Annotated in this window: 23 protein-coding genes; 7 read left to right on the top strand and 16 right to left on the bottom strand. The window is 69.4% G+C overall.

The genetic code is table 11. The features are described 5' to 3' along the window. Positions 1-18 precede the first annotated feature (18 nt). From ACYX4S_RS18605 to tsaD, 8 genes are all read right to left on the bottom strand, one after another. Complete coding sequence (locus tag ACYX4S_RS18605; RefSeq protein WP_476361274.1) at positions 19-792, bottom strand: sulfite exporter TauE/SafE family protein; 774 nt, start codon at positions 790-792, stop codon at positions 19-21. Between the two features lie 73 nt (positions 793-865). Next, positions 866-2035, bottom strand: coding sequence for a M20 aminoacylase family protein (locus ACYX4S_RS18610; protein ID WP_476361275.1), 1170 nt, complete (start codon positions 2033-2035; stop codon positions 866-868). Between the two features lie 200 nt (positions 2036-2235). Then, entirely contained in the window at positions 2236-2904 is a 669-nt protein-coding gene (locus tag ACYX4S_RS18615) for a class I SAM-dependent methyltransferase (RefSeq protein ID WP_476361276.1), read from the bottom strand. Continuing rightward, positions 2901-3338: an EVE domain-containing protein gene (locus tag ACYX4S_RS18620; RefSeq protein WP_293720727.1), complete on the bottom strand. Its 438-nt coding sequence runs from the start codon at positions 3336-3338 to the stop codon at positions 2901-2903. The genes ACYX4S_RS18615 and ACYX4S_RS18620 overlap by 4 nt, the downstream gene beginning before the upstream one ends. 2 nt (positions 3339-3340) lie before the next feature. Next, positions 3341-3628 carry a YciI family protein gene (locus ACYX4S_RS18625; protein WP_293720729.1) on the bottom strand — a complete coding sequence of 96 codons (288 nt, stop codon included), beginning with the start codon at positions 3626-3628 and terminating at the stop codon, positions 3341-3343. A gap of 86 nt (positions 3629-3714) precedes the next feature. Next, positions 3715-4713, bottom strand: coding sequence for an NAD(P)H-dependent glycerol-3-phosphate dehydrogenase (locus ACYX4S_RS18630; RefSeq protein ID WP_476361277.1), 999 nt, complete (start codon positions 4711-4713; stop codon positions 3715-3717). After that, positions 4710-5261, bottom strand: coding sequence for an NUDIX hydrolase (locus ACYX4S_RS18635; RefSeq protein ID WP_476361278.1), 552 nt, complete (start codon positions 5259-5261; stop codon positions 4710-4712). Before ACYX4S_RS18635 ends, ACYX4S_RS18630 begins: the two co-directional genes overlap by 4 nt. Beyond that, the gene (gene tsaD, locus ACYX4S_RS18640) at positions 5258-6397 is read right to left on the bottom strand and encodes a tRNA (adenosine(37)-N6)-threonylcarbamoyltransferase complex transferase subunit TsaD (RefSeq protein WP_476361279.1); all 1140 of its coding nucleotides are present in this window, start codon (positions 6395-6397) and stop codon (positions 5258-5260) included. The genes ACYX4S_RS18635 and tsaD overlap by 4 nt, the downstream gene beginning before the upstream one ends. 213 nt (positions 6398-6610) lie before the next feature. On the opposite strand from tsaD, the gene hemC reads away from it, so the two are divergent. The 4 genes from hemC to ACYX4S_RS18660 all read left to right on the top strand — a co-directional run bounded on the left by hemC (position 6611) and on the right by ACYX4S_RS18660 (position 12393). Next, positions 6611-7564 (top strand): hydroxymethylbilane synthase, encoded by a 954-nt coding sequence (hemC, locus tag ACYX4S_RS18645; RefSeq protein WP_476361280.1) that lies wholly within the window; start codon positions 6611-6613, stop codon positions 7562-7564. A gap of 3 nt (positions 7565-7567) precedes the next feature. Next, complete coding sequence (locus ACYX4S_RS18650; protein ID WP_476361281.1) at positions 7568-8278, top strand: uroporphyrinogen-III synthase; 711 nt, start codon at positions 7568-7570, stop codon at positions 8276-8278. 166 nt (positions 8279-8444) lie between these two features. Further along, positions 8445-10445 (top strand): COG4223 family protein, encoded by a 2001-nt coding sequence (locus ACYX4S_RS18655; RefSeq protein WP_476361282.1) that lies wholly within the window; start codon positions 8445-8447, stop codon positions 10443-10445. Positions 10446-10518: 73 nt separating this feature from the next. Further along, positions 10519-12393: a heme biosynthesis HemY N-terminal domain-containing protein gene (locus ACYX4S_RS18660; RefSeq protein ID WP_476361283.1), complete on the top strand. Its 1875-nt coding sequence runs from the start codon at positions 10519-10521 to the stop codon at positions 12391-12393. 69 nt (positions 12394-12462) lie between these two features. On the opposite strand, the gene ACYX4S_RS18665 is transcribed toward ACYX4S_RS18660, so the two are convergent. Further along, positions 12463-13161 (bottom strand): carbonic anhydrase, encoded by a 699-nt coding sequence (locus ACYX4S_RS18665; RefSeq protein ID WP_476361284.1) that lies wholly within the window; start codon positions 13159-13161, stop codon positions 12463-12465. 230 nt (positions 13162-13391) lie between these two features. Here ACYX4S_RS18665 and ACYX4S_RS18670 point away from each other — a divergent pair, with 230 nt between their 5' ends. Beyond that, entirely contained in the window at positions 13392-14444 is a 1053-nt protein-coding gene (locus ACYX4S_RS18670) for a MaoC family dehydratase (RefSeq protein WP_293720742.1), read from the top strand. 46 nt (positions 14445-14490) lie between these two features. Here the strand turns inward: ACYX4S_RS18670 and ACYX4S_RS18675 are convergent, their stop codons facing one another. Genes ACYX4S_RS18675 through yddG form a run of 3 tightly spaced genes read right to left on the bottom strand, consistent with a single transcriptional unit; the run spans position 14491 to position 16615 of the window. After that, complete coding sequence (locus tag ACYX4S_RS18675) at positions 14491-14697, bottom strand: DUF1737 domain-containing protein (protein ID WP_293720743.1); 207 nt, start codon at positions 14695-14697, stop codon at positions 14491-14493. Positions 14698-14746: 49 nt separating this feature from the next. Next, on the bottom strand, positions 14747-15640 hold the full coding sequence (locus ACYX4S_RS18680; protein ID WP_476361285.1) for an HpcH/HpaI aldolase/citrate lyase family protein: 894 nt from the start codon (positions 15638-15640) through the stop codon (positions 14747-14749). 57 nt (positions 15641-15697) lie between these two features. Then, positions 15698-16615, bottom strand: a complete 918-nt coding sequence (yddG, locus tag ACYX4S_RS18685) for an aromatic amino acid exporter YddG (protein WP_476361286.1) — start codon at positions 16613-16615, stop codon at positions 15698-15700. Positions 16616-16828: 213 nt separating this feature from the next. On the opposite strand from yddG, the gene ACYX4S_RS18690 reads away from it, so the two are divergent. Then, positions 16829-17290, top strand: a complete 462-nt coding sequence (locus ACYX4S_RS18690; protein WP_476361287.1) for a GNAT family N-acetyltransferase — start codon at positions 16829-16831, stop codon at positions 17288-17290. Between the two features lie 87 nt (positions 17291-17377). Here the strand turns inward: ACYX4S_RS18690 and ACYX4S_RS18695 are convergent, their stop codons facing one another. After that, the gene (locus ACYX4S_RS18695) at positions 17378-18463 is read right to left on the bottom strand and encodes a DUF2125 domain-containing protein (RefSeq protein WP_476361288.1); all 1086 of its coding nucleotides are present in this window, start codon (positions 18461-18463) and stop codon (positions 17378-17380) included. A 157-nt stretch (positions 18464-18620) separates the two neighbouring features. On the opposite strand from ACYX4S_RS18695, the gene ACYX4S_RS18700 reads away from it, so the two are divergent. Continuing rightward, a complete protein-coding gene (locus ACYX4S_RS18700; protein WP_293720748.1) occupies positions 18621-19148 on the top strand; it encodes a gamma-glutamylcyclotransferase in 528 nt (175 codons plus the stop codon). 17 nt (positions 19149-19165) lie between these two features. Here ACYX4S_RS18700 and ureG read toward each other — a convergent pair whose 3' ends face one another. Genes ureG through ACYX4S_RS18715 form a run of 3 tightly spaced genes read right to left on the bottom strand, consistent with a single transcriptional unit; the run spans position 19166 to position 20936 of the window. Beyond that, entirely contained in the window at positions 19166-19789 is a 624-nt protein-coding gene (ureG, locus tag ACYX4S_RS18705) for an urease accessory protein UreG (RefSeq protein ID WP_476361289.1), read from the bottom strand. Beyond that, the gene (locus tag ACYX4S_RS18710) at positions 19786-20187 is read right to left on the bottom strand and encodes a hypothetical protein (RefSeq protein ID WP_476361290.1); all 402 of its coding nucleotides are present in this window, start codon (positions 20185-20187) and stop codon (positions 19786-19788) included. The genes ureG and ACYX4S_RS18710 overlap by 4 nt, the downstream gene beginning before the upstream one ends. Further along, the gene (locus ACYX4S_RS18715) at positions 20184-20936 is read right to left on the bottom strand and encodes an urease accessory protein UreF (RefSeq protein ID WP_476361291.1); all 753 of its coding nucleotides are present in this window, start codon (positions 20934-20936) and stop codon (positions 20184-20186) included. Before ACYX4S_RS18715 ends, ACYX4S_RS18710 begins: the two co-directional genes overlap by 4 nt. Between the last annotated feature and the right edge of the window lie 2 nt (positions 20937-20938).

Genomic DNA, 20938 nt, shown 5'->3' on the forward strand with positions numbered 1-20938 from the left:
TCCGAAAACGGGGGTGGATCAGGCGCCGGCGATGCCGCGCCAGACGAGGATCAGGGCGAGGGCGCTCATGATGGCGCGGAAACCGGTTCTGAAGGCGGTATCCGGCATCCGGGCCAGCAGGTGGGTGCCGATCAGCGTGCCGGCAAAGCCCGAGACCACCATCATGACGATCAGTCCGGCCCAGGGCGCGAAGGCGAAGCCGAGCAGTCCGAAGACCGCGATCTTGAACACATGCATGGTCAGTGCGGTGACGGCCTGGCTCGCCACGAAAGCCTGCCGGTCGAGACCGAGCGCGGAAAGCACCGCGCCACCGATCGGCCCAGTTGCGCCGAAGACCATGCTCAGGCCGGTGGCGACGAAGCCCGCGACCGCCATGGCGCGCTTGGGAGCATGGGCGAAGCGCGGCGCGCGCGACCAGACCATCCACAGCACGAACAGGCCGAGGCCGATGCGCACCAGTGGGGCCGGCAGGTTCACCGCGAGCGATCCGCCGGCGAGTGCGCCGAACACCGCGCCGAACGCGAACCACAGGGCGGCCGGCCAGTTGACGTGACGCAGGAGCACCAGCGAGCGACCGGCATTGGAGCCGAGCTGCACCACGCCATGGACGGGAACCAGCGCCGGGATGGGCATCACCAGCGCCATCACGGTGATGAGCATGATGCCGCCGCCAAGCCCGAAGGCCGCCGACACCGCCGATGTGACGATGCTGAGCAGCACAAGCCCGATCTGCAGCCAGGGAGCGAGACCGGGCGCGAAGAGTGGCGGAAGGCTGGCGAGGAGCGCGTCCAATCGCGGATTCCCGAAGGCCGTGCGGCGGCCCGGTTGGACGGGAAGGCGGCGGGCCGCCTTCCCGATATGGTCCTTACTCGGCCGGCATTGCCGTCTCGACCAGCTTCACCCAGTACGAGCAACCGACCGGGATCAGCTCGTCGTTGAAGTCGTAGGCCGGGTGGTGAAGGTTCGCCGAATCGCCGTTGCCCGTGAAGATGAACGCGCCCGGACGCTCCTCGAGCATGAAGGAGAAGTCCTCGCCACCCATGGTCGGGGCCACGTCCGTGTCCACGTTTTCCGCGCCGACGATCGAGGCCGCGACGGAGGCGGCGAAGTCGGTCTGGTCCGCATGATTGCTCGTGATCGGGTAGTCACGGCTGTAGTTCACGACGGCCTTGGCGCCATAGGCCTGGGCGATGGTCGGGACGATCTCCTTGAGACGGCGCTCGGCGAGATCGCGCACATCGGGATCGAGCGTGCGCACCGTGCCGCGCAGAACGGCCGTCTGCGGAATGACGTTGTCGGAGAACCCCGCGTTGAAGGCGGTGATCGACACGACCACGGACTTCAGCGGATCCACGTTGCGGCTGGCGATCGACTGCACGGCCTGGAGAATGTTCGCGCCGACGAGGATCGTGTCCACGACCTCGTTGGGCTTCGCCGCATGACCGCCGACGCCTTCGATCTCGATGCGGATGTGGTCGGCGGCGGCCATCATGCCGCCCTTGCGGAGATGGAAGGTGCCGACCGGCGCCCCCGGCATGTTGTGCATGCCGTAGACTTCCTGGATGCCGAAGCGATCCATCAGGCCGTCGTCGATCATGGCCTTGGCTCCGGCGCCGCCCTCCTCGGCGGGCTGGAAGATCACGACGACCGTACCGTCGAAGTTGCGGGTCTCGGAAAGATACTTGGCCGCGCCGAGCAGCATGGCGGTATGTCCGTCATGGCCGCAGGCATGCATCTTGCCGGGCGTCGTGGAGGCGTAGGGCTTGCCGGTGATTTCCTCCAGCGGCAGCGCGTCCATGTCGGCGCGCAGGCCGATGACCTTGCCGGAGCCGGTGTTCTTGCCGCGAATGACGCCCACGACACCGGTTTTGCCGAGCCCGGTCACCACGTCGTCGACGCCGAACTCCTTCAGCTTCGTCGCCACGACCTCGGAGGTGCGGTGGGTGTCGTACAGAAGCTCCGGATGGGCATGAATGTCGCGCCGCCACTCGGTGATCTCGTCGGCAAGATCGGCGAAACGATTGATCGTCGGCATGATTGTCCTCTGGAAATGCGGTCTTGTGGGTTTCTGGCTTGTCATGTCCGGGAATGTCGTGTCAGGCGAAGTCCGCGGCGCGACCCTCCGGTCGGCGCCGGTCGCAACGGGTGACACGACCCAGGCGAGGCGCGTATCTCACTCCAGAACGCCCGGCCGGCGCAAGCGGTTTCGGGAGGCCGCGCCGGGGAGGGCGAATCTCACGTTGCGTCAGGCACGAGAAGGTCAAAGACGCTCGTTCGCTTGACCGACAGGTCCTCCAGCGAGCGGTTGACCTCCACGTCGTAGGTGGCAAGCAGGCGCAGCCGCTCCCTTGGAAGATAGGTCCGGCCGGGGTCGCCGACGAGCACGCGCGTTCCCGAACGGCACGCCTGCTCAAGCCAGGGCAGCACGCGCGCGGCCATGGGCTCCTCGTAGAAGACGTCGCCGCACATGATGACATCGACCGGCGGCGGCGCCTGCGTCAGCAGGTCGTCGTGGAGAATTTCCAGCTCTGTCCGGTTCAGGGCGGCATTCAGTTCCGTCGCGCTCTGGGCATGGGCATCGATGTCGCAGGCGGTGACCCGCGCCGCGCCGGCGATCGCGGCGGCGATGGCGGCAAGCCCCGAGCCGGTGGCGAAATCGAGAACGTGCCGCCCGGCAACGGTTTCACGGTGATCGAGAAGATAGCGCGCGAGCGCCTGGCCGCCGGCCCAGGCGAAGGCCCAGAACGGCGGCGGCAGGTTCATCTCCTCGAGCTCGGCTTCCGTCTTCTGCCAGAGCTCCATGGCCTCGTCGGCCAGATGCAGGCGGATCTCCGGAGCGTGGGGCACCGGATGGACGCGCGTGTTGGCGCGGATGAAGGCGATCCGCTCCGCGCCGGTCCTCATCGTCCGGGCAGGTCCGCCGGATCGAGCCCGCCCATGCGGCAGACGATCTCCCACTCCTCGGGCGTCACCGGCTGGACCGACAGGCGCATGGAGGTGACGAGCGACATCTGCGACAGGCTCTCGGTGGCCTTGACGTCGGCCAGTGTCACCGGCTTCGGCATGTCGCAGACGGCCTTGACGTCGACGCACTCCCAGCGCGGATCGTCGGTCGTCGTGTCCGGGTGGATCTCCTGGCACACCTCGACGACGCCCACGACCTCCTTGCCGATGTTGGAATGATAGAAGAAGCCGAGGTCGCCGAGCTTCATCTCGCGCATGTTGTTGCGCGCGAGATAGTTGCGGATGCCGTCCCACTGCTCGCCGGCATCGCCCTTCGCCTTCTGCATGTCCCAGGACCACTTGTCCGGCTCGGACTTGAACAGCCAGTAGCGCATGGTCAGGCCTCGGGGTTCTTGATGACCCAGTTCCACGGCCGGATCTCGACGTTCTCGAAGAGGCCGGCGCGGGCGTAGGGGTCCTCCTGCGAGACGGCGAGCGCCTCGTCGCGGCTTCCCGCCTCAATCACCACAAGCGATCCGGTCATGCCGCCGTCGTCGTCGAGGAAGGGGCCGGCGGCCTTGAGCCGGTCGCCCATGGCCTTCAGCCAGGCAAGGTGATCGGGACGATTGTCGAGACGGATCTGGGAGGCTCCGGTCTTGTCGGTGCAGATCAGCGCATAGAGCATGAAGGTCCTCGATATCTGGAAAGGCTTTTCGGATTTGCCCATAGATACAGGCTTGTCGGAGGCGGGCAAGAGGCGGCGGGACGCGTTCACGCCTCCCGGCGCAGCGGCCGCGACATGAGCGCCTCGAGCGCGCCGTCCACCGAGATGCCGCCCGAGAGCACATCCGCGACCGCTGCGGAGACGGGAACCTCCACGCCGTGGCGGGAGGCGATGGCGACCGCGACGCTTGCGGTGTGCACGCCTTCGGCGAGCTTGCCGCCGGAAAGCGCCGCCTCGCCACGGCCAAGGGCCATGCCGAAGGCGAAGTTGCGCGACTGGGGCGAGGAACAGGTCAGGACCAGGTCGCCGAGGCCGGAAAGGCCGGCCAGTGTTTCCGTTCTGGCGCCGAGCGCGAGCCCGAGACGCGACAGCTCCGCGAAGCCGCGCGCCGTCAGCGCGGCAAGGGCGCTGGCGCCCCAGCCCTTGCCCTCCACCGCGCCGCAGGCGATTGCCAGCACGTTCTTGAGCGCGCCGCCGATCTGGACGCCGGGAAGGTCGGTGGCCGCATAGGGGCGGAACTGGGCGCTCGCCAGTGTCAGCGACAGGCGATCGGCGAGATCCCCATCGTCGGCGGCGACGGTGACGGCCGTGGGCAGGCCGCGCGCCACGTCGGCGGCGAAGCTCGGTCCCGACAGCGCCGCCGGGATGCAGCCGGGGGCGGCTTCCTCAAGCACCTGCGACAGGAGAAGCCCGCTTTCGCGTTCCAGCCCCTTGGCGCAGAGAACGATCGGCGTGCCGGCGGGCACTCGGGCCGCGATCTCGCCCGCCATCTGCCGGGTGGTCTGGGCCGGGGTGACGAGGAGCACCGCCTCGGCGCCCTGAAGCGCGGTTTCCAGATCCGTTGTCGCCCGGATCGGCAGGCCCGGCGAGATGCCGGGCAGATAGGCGGGGTTTTCACCCCGCGCGCCGAGGGCCTCGACCACACTTGGGTCGCGGGCGAACTGCCGCACGTCGCGCCCCGCGCGTCTGGCGGCAAGCGCGAGCGCGGTTCCCCAGGCGCCGCCGCCGATGACGGCCAGCCGGGAAAAGGGAACCGGCACGGTCATGCGCGTGCTCCCGCGTTCGCGTCGATGCGGCGCGCGACTTCGGCAAGCGGGGCATGAAAGCCGGTGAAGAAACGCTCCTCGCCGAGGGCGAGCGCCTCGTCGATGTCGATCCAGAACAGCTCGAAGCGGATCGGGTCGCCTCCGCCCGACGGGCTCATCTCGAAGTGCTCCCAGCTCCGGCGCCGGCGTGCGGGGCCGGTCGCCGGGGTGATCGCGTGATAAAGGCGCCGGTCGTGCACGTCGCGGCCAAGCGCGTTGTCAAAGAGAAGCACCTGCGCGCAGATCTGTTCCAGCGCATGGGGCAGGGCGAGGCCGGTTTCCTCGCCGAACTCGCGCAGCGCGGCGGTGAGGTGGCTTTCGCCGGGATCGACCGTGCCGCCGGGCACCTGCAGGCCCACATAGGGCTGGTCGGGCTGGCGGAAGACAAGCAGTTCGCGTCCCGACGTCAGATAGACATAGGCCTTGTGCTTGAGCTTGTCGAAACGCGCCGGACGCTCGGCGCAAAGCACGCCTTCCTCGAAACGCGGATCGCCCGTGACGTCGTTCATGCCTTGGCTCCCTTGCGTCCGGAGCCGAAGACCGGCTCCGCCCTGTCGTCGAGCGGCCAGCGGGGCCGCGGCGGCACCGCGCCGTCATCGACACTCTCGCCGCGATGTGCGGCCTCCACGAGGCGCTCGATGCCCGCCCAGGCGATCATGGCTGCATTGTCCGTGCACAGGCGGTGCGGGGGAGCGACGAGCCTGGCGCTGGCCGTCTCGCTCACGCAGGCGAGCCTCTCCCGGATCGCGGCGTTGGCGGCGACGCCGCCGGCGACGACGAGCACCGGTTCGGCCTCCGGATGGGCTTCGGCGAAGGCCGCGAGCGCGCGCCGGCTCTTTTCGCCGATCACGTCCGCGACCGCCTGCTGGAACCCGGCGCAAAGGTCCGAGACGTCCTGGGGCCGCAGCGGCGCCGCGCCATGGGCGGCGTTGCGGACCGCCGTCTTGAGGCCGGCGAAGGAAAGTTCGAGCCCCGGCCGGTCGAGCATGGGGCGGGGCAGGCGAAAGCGTGCGGGATCGCCCGATGCCGCCGCGCGTTCCACGGCGGGGCCACCGGGAAATCCGAGCTGGAGCAGCTTGGCGGTCTTGTCGAAGGCTTCGCCGAGCGCGTCGTCGATGGTGGAGCCGAGGCGGCGGTAGCGCCCGACGCCTTCCACGAGCAGGAACTGGGTGTGGCCGCCGGACACGAGCAGCAGGAGATAGGGAAAGGACAGCGCATCGGTCAGGCGGGCGGTGAGCGCGTGGCCTTCGAGGTGGTTGACCGCGACGAGCGGCTTGCCCGCGGCCATGGCGATGGCCTTGGCGGTCATCAGGCCGACGATCACGCCGCCGATCAGCCCCGGCCCGGCTGTGGCGGCGACCGCGTCGATGTCCTCGATTGCCAGGCCCGCCTTGTCGAGGGCCTGCTCGATCTGGCGGTCGAGCAGGGCGATATGGGCGCGGGCCGCGATTTCCGGGACCACGCCGCCGAAGGCCTCGTGCTCGGCGACCTGGGAGCGGATCACGTCCGACAGGATCGTGGTCGTGCCGTCGGGCTCGCGCCGGACGACGGCGGCGGCGGTCTCGTCGCAACTCGTCTCGATGCCGAGAACGGTCAGCGCGGGAACCGGGGCCTGATCCGGGGAGGGCGACGCGGTGCTGGACATGTGGACGGTTCCTCGGGCCGGTGCGCCGCCATTGGCCATGACGCTTTCAGGGTCTATCATCGCGCTTCGCCGAGCGCGCCCGCAACGCCGGATCGTCCGGGCCGGGCGCTCTTTTCCTTCGTCTCGCCGCATGTTTCGACAACGGGCCTTGCCCGTGAGGCCGGAAGATGCACCTTCCGAACCCGCATTCGCCTAGCACCAGGACCGATCGTCTTGCAAACAAAACACGCCGCAGAATTCGACGGAACCCGCCCGATCCTTCGCATCGGCACGCGCGGAAGCGCGCTGGCGCTCGCCCAGGCGCACGAGACCCGCGCGCGGCTGATGGCGGCGCACGACCTGCCCGAGGCGGCCTTCGAGGTCATCGTCATCAAGACCTCCGGCGACCGCATCCAGGACCGGCCGCTGTCCGAGGTCGGCGGCAAGGGGCTTTTCACCAAGGAAATCGAGGCGGCCATGGTCGCCGGCGAGATCGACATCGCCGTGCATTCCTCCAAGGACATGCCGACCGTCCTGCCCGAGGGCCTGGAGATCGTCACCTTCCTGCCGCGCGAGGACGTGCGGGACGCCTTCATCTCTCCGAAGGCGAAGACGCTCGCCGATCTGCCGCACGGCGCGGTGGTCGGCTCCTCGAGCCTGCGCCGCCAGGCCATGATCAAGCGGATGCGCCCGGACATCGAGGTGGTGACCTATCGCGGCAACGTGCAGACGAGGCTGAAGAAGCTGGCCGATGGCGTCGTCGACGCGACGCTGCTCGCCTACGCGGGGCTGCGGCGTCTCGACATGGCCGACGTGGTGACCTCGGTGATCGAGCCGGAGGACTTTCTTCCCGCCGTCGGCCAGGGGGCCATCTGCATCGAGGCGCGCGGTGACGACAGTGCGGCGCGCGCGCTGCTCGATCCGATCCACGACCGGGCGACGGAAATCTGTCTCGCCGCCGAACGGGCGTTCCTTACCGTTCTCGACGGCTCGTGCCGTACGCCCATCGGCGGCCTTGCGACCATCGACGGCGACCGGCTGGACTTTCGCGGTCTCATCCTCACCCCGGACGGGCAGACAGTGCACGAGACGAGGCGCTCGGGCGCACTCTCCGACGCGGCCGAGATGGGACGCGATGCCGGGCTGGACCTGCGCGCGCGCGGCGGCCCGGGCTTCTTCACGGTGTAGGCCATGATCCTCGTTACCCGGCCGGAACCGGCGGCCTCGCGTTCGGCGCGGCGTTTCGCCGCGCTCGGCCATGAGGTGGTGGTGGCGCCGCTGATGGAGCCGGTCACCCTGGTGCCCGACAGCTTTCCCGACCCGGCGCCCGGCATGGTCGTCGCGCTCACGAGCGCACGGGCCGTCGAGGCCATGACCGGAACGCCGGCGCTCGCGCGGCACTGGCAGGTCCTGCGCGACCTGTGCGTCCACGCCGTCGGCGAGAGCACGGCGGATGCGGCACGTCGTGCCGGTGCGCGCGACGTGCGTGTCGCGCAGGGGACGCTTGAAAGCCTTGTCGCCCTGATCGCGGCACGGCCGCCGGCGGGCGAGGTTCTGTATCTTGCCGGCCGCGAGCGCTCGGGCGACCTTGCCGGCCTTCTGGCGCCGCACGGCGTGCGCGTGAAGATGGTCGAGGTCTACGACATGATCGCGCGGCCGGTGCTCGACGCCGGAGCGCGGGCCGCGCTTTCGGGCGCGGGGGAGCTGATCGCGCCGTGCTACTCGCGCCGCTCGGCACAGGCGCTGGCGAGCGCGCTTTCCGACTGGCCGGATCGTCCGCCGGCAACCTTTCTCGTCCTGTCGGAACAGGTCGGCGAACCTCTTGCGGGACTTGGACGTTGTCTTGTGGCGGAACGGCCGGACGAGGATGCTCTCGTCGCGCTTTTGCCCAAGACGTGCTAAGCGATACGCGATTTGTGTTGCGGCGCGAAACCGGCCAACATGACCGGGCCGGGCCGCGCCGGTGAAGGGACCGGGGCGCGCAGGCGTGCCGGAAAAACGGTTGACCACCGGGCCGGATCGGCCCGTGGCCCGCGAAAGCGGCGGGCGCGTGCAAGGGAGAGCGACGATGGCTGCCGACGACAAGACGTCCGAGGGCGCGAAAGGCGGAGCAAAGCCGGGTGGCCGGCCGGACCCGAAGGCCCAGGCTGGCTCCGGGCAGGGCAAGGCCGGCGCGGGCGGTACTCGCCCCTCCGGCGCGTCCTCCCGCAAGGCGGTGACGATCGATCTCGAGGCCAGGGAAGTGAAGGCGGCAGCCGAAAAGGGTGCGAGCGGGTCCTCGAAGCCGGATACATCCAGGACGGGAGCGACATCCGCAGCGTCCGCCTCCACGGCCTCTTCCGGGGCTTCGGCGCAGGCGGGCGCGAAGAGCGGGGCCGGTGTGTCGTCCACGACGAAGACCGACGGACCGAAGACCGACACGCCGAAGGCCGGCGATGCGAAACCGGCCGGAGCGACCGCTTCCGGCGGGAAGGCAGCCGACACAAAACCGTCCGACGGCAAAACGTCCGATACCAAGACCTCCGGTGATACGAAGACCTCCGGCGAGAAGCCGGCGTCCCCCCAGCCGTCGTCGGCCGCCTTCGCCGCCTCCGGGGCGACGGGACCGCTCGCCTCCAAGGCGGGTGAGACGGAAGGTTCCGCGACACCGGGCGCGGCCCAGCCCGGCAAGGGCGAGAGCATTCTTGCCGACAGGCCGGGCTCCGAAAAGACGTCCGCCGGCGGCGCGAGCGCCTCGAAGGCGGACGTGTCCGACACGGCAAAAAAGACCGCTTCCGCGCCAACCGGCGAGGAGGACAGGTCCGGCACGGGCTTCGGCGGGCTGTTCGCCGCCTCGCTGATCGGTGCGGCCGTGGCGCTTGGCGGCGTCTATGGCGCCCAGCAGGCGGGACTGATCGGGGCCGGCCAGACGACACCGGAGGTCAGCTCGACCCTTCAGGCGGCGCAGAGCCGGCTTACCGGGCTTGAGGAGAAGATCGCGGGCCTTGCCGACCGGCAGGATGCGGCCTCGGGCCTGACAGCGACGCTCGACGGCCTTCGCAATCGCCTCGACACGCTCGAGGGCAGCGTGCGGTCCGCGTCGACGCAGGCCGCTTCCGGTATCTCGGAAGAGGCGGCGGCCCGCATTGGCGAGGTGGAGAGCGGTCTTGCCGACCTGCGCCGTTTCGTCTCCTCCGGCGGAGCCGGGGAAACAGCCGGCCTCGCCAGCCTGCAGGAAACGGTCGAGCGCCTGCAGTCCTCGCTGTCCGAGCTTTCACAGAAGGTCGCGAACCTGCCCGAGCCGCAGGCGGCGCCGGACCTTTCCGGCATCGAGGGGCGCATCGCGACGCTAGAAGACACCGCCCAGTCCCTGTCCGGCGTTCCCGACAGCCTGGCGGGCCTGAACGGCGCGGTGGACGAGATCCGCCGGTCCGTTGCCGATGTTCGCGAGCGCATCGGCGCGATGGAAAAGGAGATCGGCACGGTGCGGTCCGGTCTCGAGAGCCGGCTTTCCGAGCTTGCCGCCCGGCTTGATCCGATCGAGCAGCAGATGGGCGATGCGGGCGCGCGCGAGATCGCCTCGCGGGCCGTGGCCGTGTCCCAGCTCAAGGCGGCGATCGACCGGGGCGCGCCCTACCGGACCGAACTTGCGGCGGTCGCGGGTGTTCTGCCTCAGGGGACCGACCTTTCCGCCCTGCAGGCCCGTGCCGAGAGCGGCATTCCCACACGCGCCGAGCTGCGTGCGCGCTTCGGCGCGGCGGCACGCGCGATGAGCGCCACGCTCGACAAGCCCGAGGGCGGCGACATGGTGGACAGCCTCCTTGCCAATGCCCGCTCGCTGGTTTCCATCCGCACGCCTGGCGAAAGTGGTGCGTCGACGCCGTCCGCCGCGCTCGGGCGCATGGAGGCGCGGGTCGAGGCGAACGATCTTGTCGGCGCGGTCGAGGCCTATGACACCTTGCCGGAGGCGGCGAAGGCCGCCGGCGCGGACTGGGCGGGCGATGCCCGTGCCCGGCTCGCGGCCGATGCGCTTGTGGACGCGGTCACGCGCGACGTGCTGAAATCGCTGGGCGACACCACTGCGGGCTGACGTGCGGACAATGAGCTTGGAAAGCCCGGGGCAACGGCGCTCACGCCAGCGCCCGAGGGGGGAGTAGGACAGGATGATTCGCCTCTTGATCTTCATTGCCGTGCTGTTCGTCGCGGCGCTCGGTTCGGCCTGGATCGCCGATCGTCCGGGACTGGTGACGCTGGACTGGCAGGGGTATCGCATCGAGGTCGGCCTGATGACGGCAGCGGTCGCTCTGGCGCTGCTCGTTGCGGTCTGCATCGCGTTGTGGAACCTCCTTCTCTTCGTCCTGCGTTCACCGGGCCTGCTCGGCCGGTTCTTCCGCCGCCGGCGGCGGGATCGCGGCTATGACGCGCTGTCGCGCGCCATGATCGCGCTGGGCGTGGGCGATGCGGTGACCGCGAGTCGTTACGGCAAGGAGGCGGGCAAGCTGCTTGCCGACGATCCGGCCTCCGATCTCGTGCTTGCCCAGAGCGCCCAGCTCGCCGGGCGTCACGACGAGGCGCGCGCGCGCTTCGAGGCCATGCTGGAAGACCCCAAGCTCAAGCCGGTCGGGCTGCACGGGCTCTACATCGAGGCGGAACGGCTGGGCGAGCCGGTGGCCGCCCGTCACTACGCCAGCGAGGCCGCCCGCCTCGTGCCGGGCCTGCCCTGGGCCGGCCATGCGGTTCTGGCCTATGAGGCGGTCGCCGGCGACTGGGACGATGCGGTCAAGTCGCTTGAGCGCAACTACGCCGCCAAGCTGGTCGACAAGAAGACCTTCCGCCGCCACAAGGCGGTGCTGCTGACTGCCCATGCGCTGGAACTCGAGGACCGTGATCCGGATGCGGCGCGTTCGCTTGCCGGCGAGGCGCACGGGCTGGCGCCGGATCTGGTGCCCGCAAGCGTTCTGGCCGCGCGTCTGGCGACCCGGCGCGGCGATGTGCGCAAGGCGATGAAGGTGGTCGAGGCGACCTGGAAGCTGTCGCCGCATCCAGATCTCGCCGAAGCCTATGCCAACGCCCGCACGGGCGATTCGGCGCAGGACCGGCTGAAGCGGGTGAAGTCGCTCGCCGCCCTTCGCGCGCACAATGTGGAGGGCGCCGTCGCGCTGGCGCGCGTCGCCATCGAGGCGGGCGACCATACCCTTGCGCGCGAGAAGCTCAAGGCGGCGCTGACGCTGGAGCCGACCCGGCGCGTGTTTCTGCTCATGGCGGATCTGGAGGATGCGGAGAACGGCGACCGTGGCCGTGTGCGCGAGTGGCTGTCGCGGGCCGTGCGTGCCCCGGCAGACCCGACCTGGATCGCGGACGGCGTGGTCGCGGAGACCTGGGCGCCGGTGTCGCCGGTCGATGGACGCCTGGACGCCTTCGTCTGGGCACTGCCGCCGGCGAGCGAAGGAAACGGCGAGGCGGTCGAGGCCATCGACGACAGTCTTCTGGAGGCCCTTCCCGCCCAGCCCGCGCGTCCGGCCGAGGCGCTCGAGATTCTCAGCGATGCAACGGTCAGCCACCCGTATCCGGACGAGGGGACGCTCAGGGACGTGACGCAGGCCGAGGACGCGTCCGGCACGGACGCCGCGTCGGCGGCTCCCGACCCGGCTTTGTCGCAAAAGACGGAGACCGCACCTGCGGAGACGTCTCCGCAGGCTCCCGAGCCTGTTGAAACGGCGGCGAAGAGCGGGCCGGCCGCCCCGGGCGAGGACAGCGCGTCCGACAATGGGGCCGGGGACGAGGCAAGGGCGAGCGCCGGCACCGCGGCGGACACGGCAACGGGCGAAGACGCAAGCGGAACGGGCCCGGACGTCGGCAAGCCGCAGGCTCCGGCTGCTGCCGCAAAACCGGCGGAGCCGGGCGGGACGAAGCGGGAGAAGGACCTGTCCCGGCCGATCGAATTCCCGCTGAAGCACATGCCGGACGATCCCGGTCCCGACGGGGACGACGATGACGAGGGGCCGAGGAAACCGGCCGGCTATCGCTTCTTCAACTGACGCCTGACGGGGCAGGGCTGCGGCCCCGCCCCGACGGGCCGTTCGGGAGCGATGGGATCGGCGCGGGGCTCAGGCGAGATCCGTGGCGGAGTGGAATTCGCCCGTTTCAGTATCCAGCAGCCGCATCTCGCCGGAGCCGATGTCGAACCAGGCCCCGTGCAGGCTCAGCCGCCCCTTTTCCTCCAGGATCCTCACGCAGGGAAATGTCCGCAGGTTGAGGAGCGACTGACGCACACCGGCATATTCCATGGCAAGCTGTGGGTCCTGCGCGCGCTCGACCGGATCGCAGCGGAAGTTGGCCGCCGGCTCCAGGAGCGTCATCCACTTGCCGATGAAATCGCCCGGCGAGAGCGGTTTGGATTCCTGGTCGAGGAACGCCTTCACGCCGCCGCACAGGCAGTGACCCATGACCACGATATGCTTCACCTTCAGCGCCTGCACGGCGAACTCCAGCGCCGCGCTGGTGGAATGATGCTGCATGTCGGGCTCGTAGGGTGGCACAAGGTTGGCCACATTGCGCACGACGAAAAGCTCGCCCGGTCCGGCACCGAAGATGCTCTCCGGGGTCACGCGGCTGTCGCAGCAGGAAATGACCATCACCTTCGGTTCCTGGCCGTAGACGGCAAGGCGCTCGAACTCCGAACGTTGCGAGCGGTGGGCCTGGTCGCGATACTCCAGGTATCCCCTGAGAAGCGCGTCGGGAAAGCCGGACGCCGCCGTGGCATTGGCGGCGGGCCTGTCGCCCGACGTCTGATTGTTGCTGGTCATTGCGTGTCTCCAGGGAACCTTCGTCGGCTGACTACGCACTTCCGCGTAGACGCCTCGTTCGTGGAGCACACCCTAGTTGCGCCTCCGGCGAGGGTCCACTCCGGATTCCGGCGCGTGTTCCGTTGCGTCCCTTCGCCGGGACGCCGGATTCGGTCCAAGGTACGGCTTGCACGGACCGGCCATGCGCGATTGTATTGCAGCGCACCGAAGCGCGAAGGGAAGGGCAGGTCGTGAGCAAGACCAATGCGGGCAATTTTTTCGAGGATTTCCAGATCGGTCAGGTGCTTCGGCACGCAACACCGCGAACGGTGACGAGCGGTGACGTGGCGCTCTACACCGCGCTCTACGGCTCCCGTTTCGCAGTCCAGTCCTCCGACCGTTTCGCGCACGCGCTGGGCTATCCGCAGGCGCCGGTCGACGACATGCTCGTCTTCCACATCGTCTTCGGCAAGACCGTGCCGGACATCTCGCTCAACGCGGTCGCCAATCTCGGATACGCCGGCGGACGGTTCCTCAGCCCGGTCTATCCCGGAGAGACGCTCAGCGCGGTGTCCGAGGTGATCGGCCTCAAGGCCAACTCCAACGGCAAGACCGGTGTCGTCTACGTGCGCTCCACGGGCTACCGGCAGGATGGCACCGAGGTGCTCGATTACGTGCGCTGGGTGATGGTGCGCAAGCGCGATCCGTCCTCCCCGGCGCCGGAGCCGGTGGTGCCGGACCTGCCCGAGGCCATCGAGCCGGACGGGCTGGGCGATGCCTGCCCGTTCCTCGACACCTCCGGCTGGGACGAGGCGCTTGCCGGCACGCCCTGGCGTTTCGACGACTACAAGGTGGGTGAACGCATCGACCATGTGGACGGCATGACGGTCGAGGAGGCGGAGCACCAGCTTGCGACGCGACTCTACCAGAACACCGCGCGCGTGCACTTCAACCAGCTCAGCGAGGGGCAGGGTCGGTTCGGACGCCGGCTGGTCTATGGTGGTCACGTGATTTCGCTGGCCCGCGCGCTCAGCTTCAACGGGCTCGGCGCGGCGTTCCATGTGGCCGGCATCAACGGCGGGCGCCACGTGGCGCCGCTCTTCGCCGGCGACACGGTTCATGCCTGGTCGGAAATCCTCGAAGCGGCCACGATCTCCGGCCGCGAGGATGTGGGCGCGTTGCGGGTGCGCACCATCGCGACGCGCGACCGGCCCTGCACGGATTTCCCCGGTTCTGATGCGGACGGGGCGTACGACCCGTCCGTGGTTCTCGACTTTGACTACTGGGTTCTGGTTCCGCGCTGAGGCGGAAACGGCCGGCGCCGCGATCCGGGCCGGCCGTGCTCGGGGCTCAGTATTCGCCAAGCTTGATGTCCGGCGTGTACTCGTGGCCCTCGACCTCCTTCACCACGGCCTGGCCGCAGGTGACGACGCCCTTCACGGCATCGAAGCTGAGCTGCGGCGAGCCATGCAGCTCCCAGCCCTTGTTGAGAGCGGCGGTGACGCGGTGGCAGAACGCGCTGTCGTCCGGTCCGGTGATGAAGCGATAGAGTTTCAAGGCGGCTGTCTCCGTTCGGCAAGGGGGCGCCACTGGCGGCCCCGATAGCTCACATATCGCGCGCGGCAAGGGCATCCGCAATGGCCACGAGGCGCGCGCCCATCTCCGCGTGAAGCCGCTCGACCATTCGTCCGTCCACCTGGATGGCGCCACGTGCCGCGTTCTCCGGGCGCTCGAACTCGGCGATGATCCTGCGTGCCCAGGCGATGTCGTCCTCAGCCGGTGTGAAGGCCGCGTTGCAGGGCGCGATCTGGCGCGGGTGGATCAGCGTCTTGCCGTCCATGCCCGCCTCGACGCCCTCGCGGCATTCGGTGGCGAAGCCCTCGTCATCGTCCAGGTGGTTCCAAACCCCGTCGATGATGTCGATGCCATAGGCCCGCGCGGCGGCGACGCAGGTGGCAAGCCATGCGCGCATGGGCGCGCGTCCGGGGACGAGTGCGGCACGGGTTTCCTTGGCCAGATCGTTGGTGCCCATCACGAAGCAGTCGAGGCGGGTTTCGGGATTGGCCGCGGCGGCCGCGATGGCGCCGGCGTTCAGCATGGCGAGCGGCGTTTCCATCATCGCCCAGATCCGGGTCGTGCCCGGCACGCGGGCCGCGTTCAGCCGGTGGGCGACCCGGTCGAGGTCGGCGGGGCTCGACACCTTGGGCAGAAGGATCGCGTCGGGCCGGGCCGCGATCGCCATGTCGAGATCCTCCGCGCCCCAGGGGGTGGAGAACCCGTTGACGCGAATCACCAGCTCGCGATGGCCGTAGCCGCCGGAGCCGACGGCCTCGCGCACCTGGTCGCGGGCGGTGCCCTTGGCGTCGGGCGCGACCGCATCCTCGAGGTCGAGGATAAGCGCGTCCACGTCGAGCGTCCTCGCCTTTTCAAGAGCGCGGGCGTTGGAACCCGGCATGTAGAGCACGCTGCGTCGCGGACGGATCGGGGCCTTCGTCACCATGGTCGCTCTCCTTCATCTGCGAGCCGGCGCGGATCGCGCGCCGGGCCTTCCTTCCGATTACGTCTTCCCCGGGGTGGGCGCCACCTCGCCCTTTGGCGGAGAGCGGAAGATCATGTCCTTCGCGGCGATGAACGCGCCGAACGTCACCAGCAGGCAGGCAAGCGCCACGCGCATGGAGAAATCGCCGAAGCCGAAGGCGATGAGAAGCAGCGTGGAGAGCACCGGGGCGGCATAGGCGCCGGCGCCCAGCACCTGGATGTCCCCCTGCTTCACGCCGCGGTCCCAGACGAAGAACGCAAGGCCGACCGGGAAGGCGGCAAGCGCGAGCACGGCGCTCCACTCGCCGGCGTCCGCCGGCCAGACCGTTTCCTCGACCATGGCGTGGGCGGCGAAGGAGAGCGCCGAGGTCGCCAGGCAGAAGGCGGCGACCGCCTCCGTCGGCACCTTGCCCAGACGGCGCGAGAGCACCGAGTAGCTCGACCAGAACAGCGCCGAGGCAACGGCGGCGAGATAGCCCGGCAGATGGGCGGGATCGAGTTCGAGCCCCTGGTCGCCGACGACCAGAAGCGCGGCGCCCGCGAGCCCGACAAGCGTGCCGGCCACATGGTGCAGACGCAGCTTCTCGCCCGGCAGAAGGGCGGAGAAGAGCACGATCAGAAGTGGCCACGTGTAGTTGATGAGATTGGCGTCGACCGGCGGAGCGTTGCGGATCGCGGTGAAATAGAAGAAGTGGAAGCCGAACAGGCCGAGCGTGCCGAACGCCAGGACGCCCACGGGTTGGCGCAGCATGTGAAGCCGGCCGCGCGCCGCCAGCCAGAGCGTTGCCGCAAGGCCCGAGACGCCGAAGCAGAGCCCGTTGAGCAGGAACGGGGGAACGTCTCCCGAGGCCGCGCCGAACAGGCCGAGCGTCGACCACATGACGACCGCCGTGAGTCCGATCAGGGTCGCGTTGCGGCGCTTTGCATCTGCTGTCATTCGGGAGGGTGTCCAGACTGGAGGCGGGTGCAGACTATGCGAAATGCACGCGGGCCGCGTCAATCGCCTCTCCCCGGCTCGGTGCGCCCGCCCGCAAAGATGCGCAGTTGAAATGCCTTGCGCGTTCGGGGCATTGTGAGCGCCCATTCGCCGGTTGCCGGACCCGCCGTCAGCGGATCCGGTCCGGCAGCGGCCCAAATTGTCGGAGACTGCATGAGCAAGATTTCGATCAAGACGCTCGGACCGGACGATGCGCCGGCCCTCGCTCCGCTGATCGCGGAATACGCGCAGGCGTTGAAGCGCGGCGCCCCCCGCCGTCCTGACCAGTACTATGCCGAGCGCATCCTGGGCGACCGTACCGCCCAGGTGATCGGCGCGGAGACGGACGGCGGGCTCGTCGGTTTCGCGATCTTCTTCGACCTGCCGGAGATCATCACGGGCCTGCGGACCGGCCAGCTCGACGAGATCTATGTTCATCCCGACGCCCGCAACCAGGGCATCGGCCGGCACATGATCGAATGGCTGGTGTCGGAAGGCTCGCGGCGCGGCTGGGCGCAACTGCGCTGGATCGTGCCGGGCAAGAACGCGCCCGCCGTCGCGCTTTACGACAAGATCGCCGAACCGGCGGATTGGAAGGGCTACATCATCCAGGTGGACCGTGGCGCCCAGGGCTGAGGCCCGCGCTTCCGGCTCCTGGACCTGACAAGACAAAAAGGCGCCCCTCGGGGCGCCTTTCCCGTTTCCGGCTCCAGGTGCCGTGGCTTACATCATCGGCCTGAGCGGGGCGATGGGGATCAGGCCGACACGGGCGACCCCGTCGCGGAAGGCGAGCGGCACGGTCACCGCCTGCTCGCCGTCGAGCTCCGCCGGCCGGCCGAAGGCCATGATCGCGCCGGCGAGCGCGACCGAGGCGTTGGAGCCTTCCGGGAACAGCGGCGCGAGCAGCGCGGGAAGCCGGTCGGCGCCGGTGACGGTGAGCGGCAGTTCGCCCTGCAGGCGGCGCTTCTCGTCGAGCGACAGGGTGCCGCTCGCCCTGAGCGCGAAGCCCTCGCCCGTCACGTCGATCGAGGTGACCTTCAGCGCGTCGGGCCGCGACAGCAGCGCGGCAAGATCAGCGCCCGAGCCGTCGAGCAGGCGGGTGCCCTCGTCAAGCCGCGCGACAAGGGCCATCTCCAGCGGCATGTTGAAGGCGGGAAGCGCCACCTCGCTGCCCGAGACGGCGATATCGGCATCGCCGCTTCCGTCCGGCGCGGCGCGCAGGTGCACCTGTGCATCCTGGGCCGCAATCAGGGCGATCGGTGCGGGGTCTTCAGCGCCTTCGGCGAGGAGTATCTGCGGCGCGCTCAGCTCCATGGCCGCACGGTCGATGCCGGTGTCGCCGAAATGCGCGCTGGCGCGGGCGTTCTGCCAGGTGGCGAGAAGGTCGCGTCCCGGCAGCCCCGCCGGCGAGACGCCGGAAACGGTGAGCGGGGCATCGGCCTCCAGAATCACGTGGCGGGGGTCATAGGCCAGTGCCACGGCACGGAACCCCTCGGCCTCCAGCGTGCGGCCCTGTCCGTCATCCAGCCCCAGCGGCGCGCACGAAAGCTCGAAATGAAACGGGAAGCCGGAGAGCGACTCGCGGCCGCAGGCGATCTCCTGGCCGTTGGCGCGGGCAACGGCGACGGCGTTGTGCAGCAGATCCTGCGCCATGCCCCTGGCGATCGCCCAATAGGTGCTCCACAGGCCGATCACGACCAGCGCGATCACGGCGAGCCAGACATAGCGACGGCGCGGCGAACGGGACTTGCGCGCAGGCGCCTTTCCGGAATCCGGGGCGGGGCCGTCTTCGGTCGTGGGGTCTGTCATGGTGGGGTCTGGCTCCGCGATGGATCTTCGGTGAGGGCGCGCCCGGCGCGCCGTTGCCGTTTCACAACCATGTCACGCCGGCGGTTTCAAGGCGGAAACCTTGTGTGGCGGTGCGGCGGTTGCTAAAGCCTTGCCCGCGAACAGGAGAGGGCTTTGCATGCGCGACTTGTGGGTGTTCGGCTACGGATCGCTGATCTGGCGGCCGGGCTTTGCGTTCGAGGAGGCGGTTCCGGGTCTCCTGCGCGGGTCCCATCGCTCGCTCTGCATCTATTCCTGGGTCCATCGCGGCACCGAGACGCGGCCGGGCCTGGTGCTCGGGCTCGACAGGGGCGGTGCCTGCCGGGGCATGGCGTTTCGCGTCGCGGAGAAGAACCGCGACGAGGTGATCGCCTATCTGCGCGAGCGTGAGCAGGCCACCATGGTCTATCGCGAGGTGGAACGTCCGGTGCGGCTTTCCGGCGGAAGCCGCGAGACCGTGACCGCCCTGACCTATGTGGCCGACCGCAAGCATCCGCAGTACGCCGGCGTCCTGTCGCTTGAGCGCCAGGTGGAGATCGTGCGCGGCGCGGCGGGCCAGTCCGGCCCCAATCCCGACTATGTGATCAACACCGTCAATCACCTGCACCAGCTCGGCATTCGCGATGTGGGCCTCGAGGCGCTCGGGCACCGGCTGTCGGGCGCCTGAACCGGTCGCGTTCCGCCTCAGGCGGCGCGGGCGAGACCGCCGCGCGCGACGATGAACTCCAGAACCTCGTCCACGCCCGTTCCCGCCTTCACGTTGGTGAAGACGAACGGGCGCTCCTTGCGCATGATGCGGGAATCCCTGTCCATCACCTCCAGCGACGCGCCGACGAGCGGGGCGAGGTCGGTCTTGTTGATGACCAGAAGGTCGGAACGGGTGATGCCGGGGCCGCCCTTCCTGGGGATCTTGTCACCGGCGGAGACGTCGATGACGTAGATCGTGAGATCGGCGAGCTCGGGCGAGAAGGTGGCCGCCAGATTGTCGCCGCCGGACTCGATCAGGATCAGGTCCAGCTTCGGGAAGGCGGCTTCGAGCTCGGCCACGGCGGCGAGATTGATCGAGGCGTCCTCGCGGATCGCCGTATGCGGGCAGCCGCCCGTCTCCACGCCGCGAATGCGCGCCGCCTCCAGGGCGCCGGAGCGTGTCAGGAACTCGGCGTCCTCACGGGTGTAGATGTCGTTGGTGATGGCGGCGATGTCGTAGTGCGCGCGCAGGCGCTTGCACAGCGCGTCCATCAGGGCCGTCTTGCCCGAGCCGACGGGGCCGCCGATGCCGACGCGCAGGGGACCGTTCGGTGAGGTCATTGGGATATCTCCGCTATCCGATCCGTCAGGGTAAGATGCATTCGGTGGGGGGCGAGCATGATCGATCCAAGCTGGAACAGTCCGATCCATGCTCCAACCGACCCGGTCGGCGCGTCCGCTGTCGCGTTTGTGGCCCAGCGCAAGGCGACGGCGAAGCCAGGCTTGAGCAGCAAACGCCACACCTCGTGGCGTGGCAGCATCCACCAGGCGCCAACGCCCGAGGTCAAGGCCTCGTCGGTGAGCGTCGGCGTCCCTCGCCAGGACCATTTCCCGTCGCGAAAGTCGCGCAGTACCGCGCAGTGCTGGACGCCAAGGATCCGAGCCGAGCGCGCGTCGGTCGGGGTTGCGATCCATTGGCCGCGTGTCTGGCGCAGGCCGATTATTGGCAAGTGGCTCATGACCGGAACAGCCGCGTGTACTGGGTTTCGTGGTGCATGGAGGCGATGTCGGCGAGGAAGCTGCAGCCGCCGATGTCGTCGAGCGGTGCGGCCATGGCCTCGTCGGCGAGTGTCAGGACGAGGGGACGCAGGGCGTTCATGACCCGCTGTCCGTCGCTCTGGCCGAGCGGAACGGCACGGATCGCGGCCGAGACGAGGTTCGCCGCCAGGGCATGAAGGAAGCCCTCTACCGTCTCGCGTGTGCCCACCTCCCAGGCGGCGGCCGAAACAGCCAGGGCGAGCGGGTAGCTCCATCCGCCGCGCGGCACGGCGCGGTCACCGTCGCAAAGCCCATGGAACACGCTGACCGCAGGCGGCGCGTCATGCCTTTGCTCGGGTGGCCAGGCGGCCCGGATCGCGGTGATGAAGGCATCGCCCTGAGCCGTTGTCTCCAGCCGCCGCTCGCTGGTCGGCTGGAGCGCGAGCGACAGGTCCAGAAGCGCGCGCACGCCGGTCTCGTCGCCGCCTCGCGCCATGTCCATGGCGCGGGCGAGCAGGACTGCGTCGGAGCGCCCGGCGCCGTGGCCGAGGATGCCCGACAGCCAGTCCCGCAGCGTGTCCGCGCTCGTGACCGCTCCCTCCTCGACGGCCCACTCCAGCCCGTGGCTGTAGGTGTAGGCGCCCACGGGAAAGGACGGCGAGAGCCATGCGAGCAGCAGGTAGAGCGCGTCCGGGCGGCTGGCTGCGCGAAGGTCGGGCGAGGCGTTCATGA

It is taken from the genome of Stappia sp. ABD4_338 (assembly GCF_056312175.1).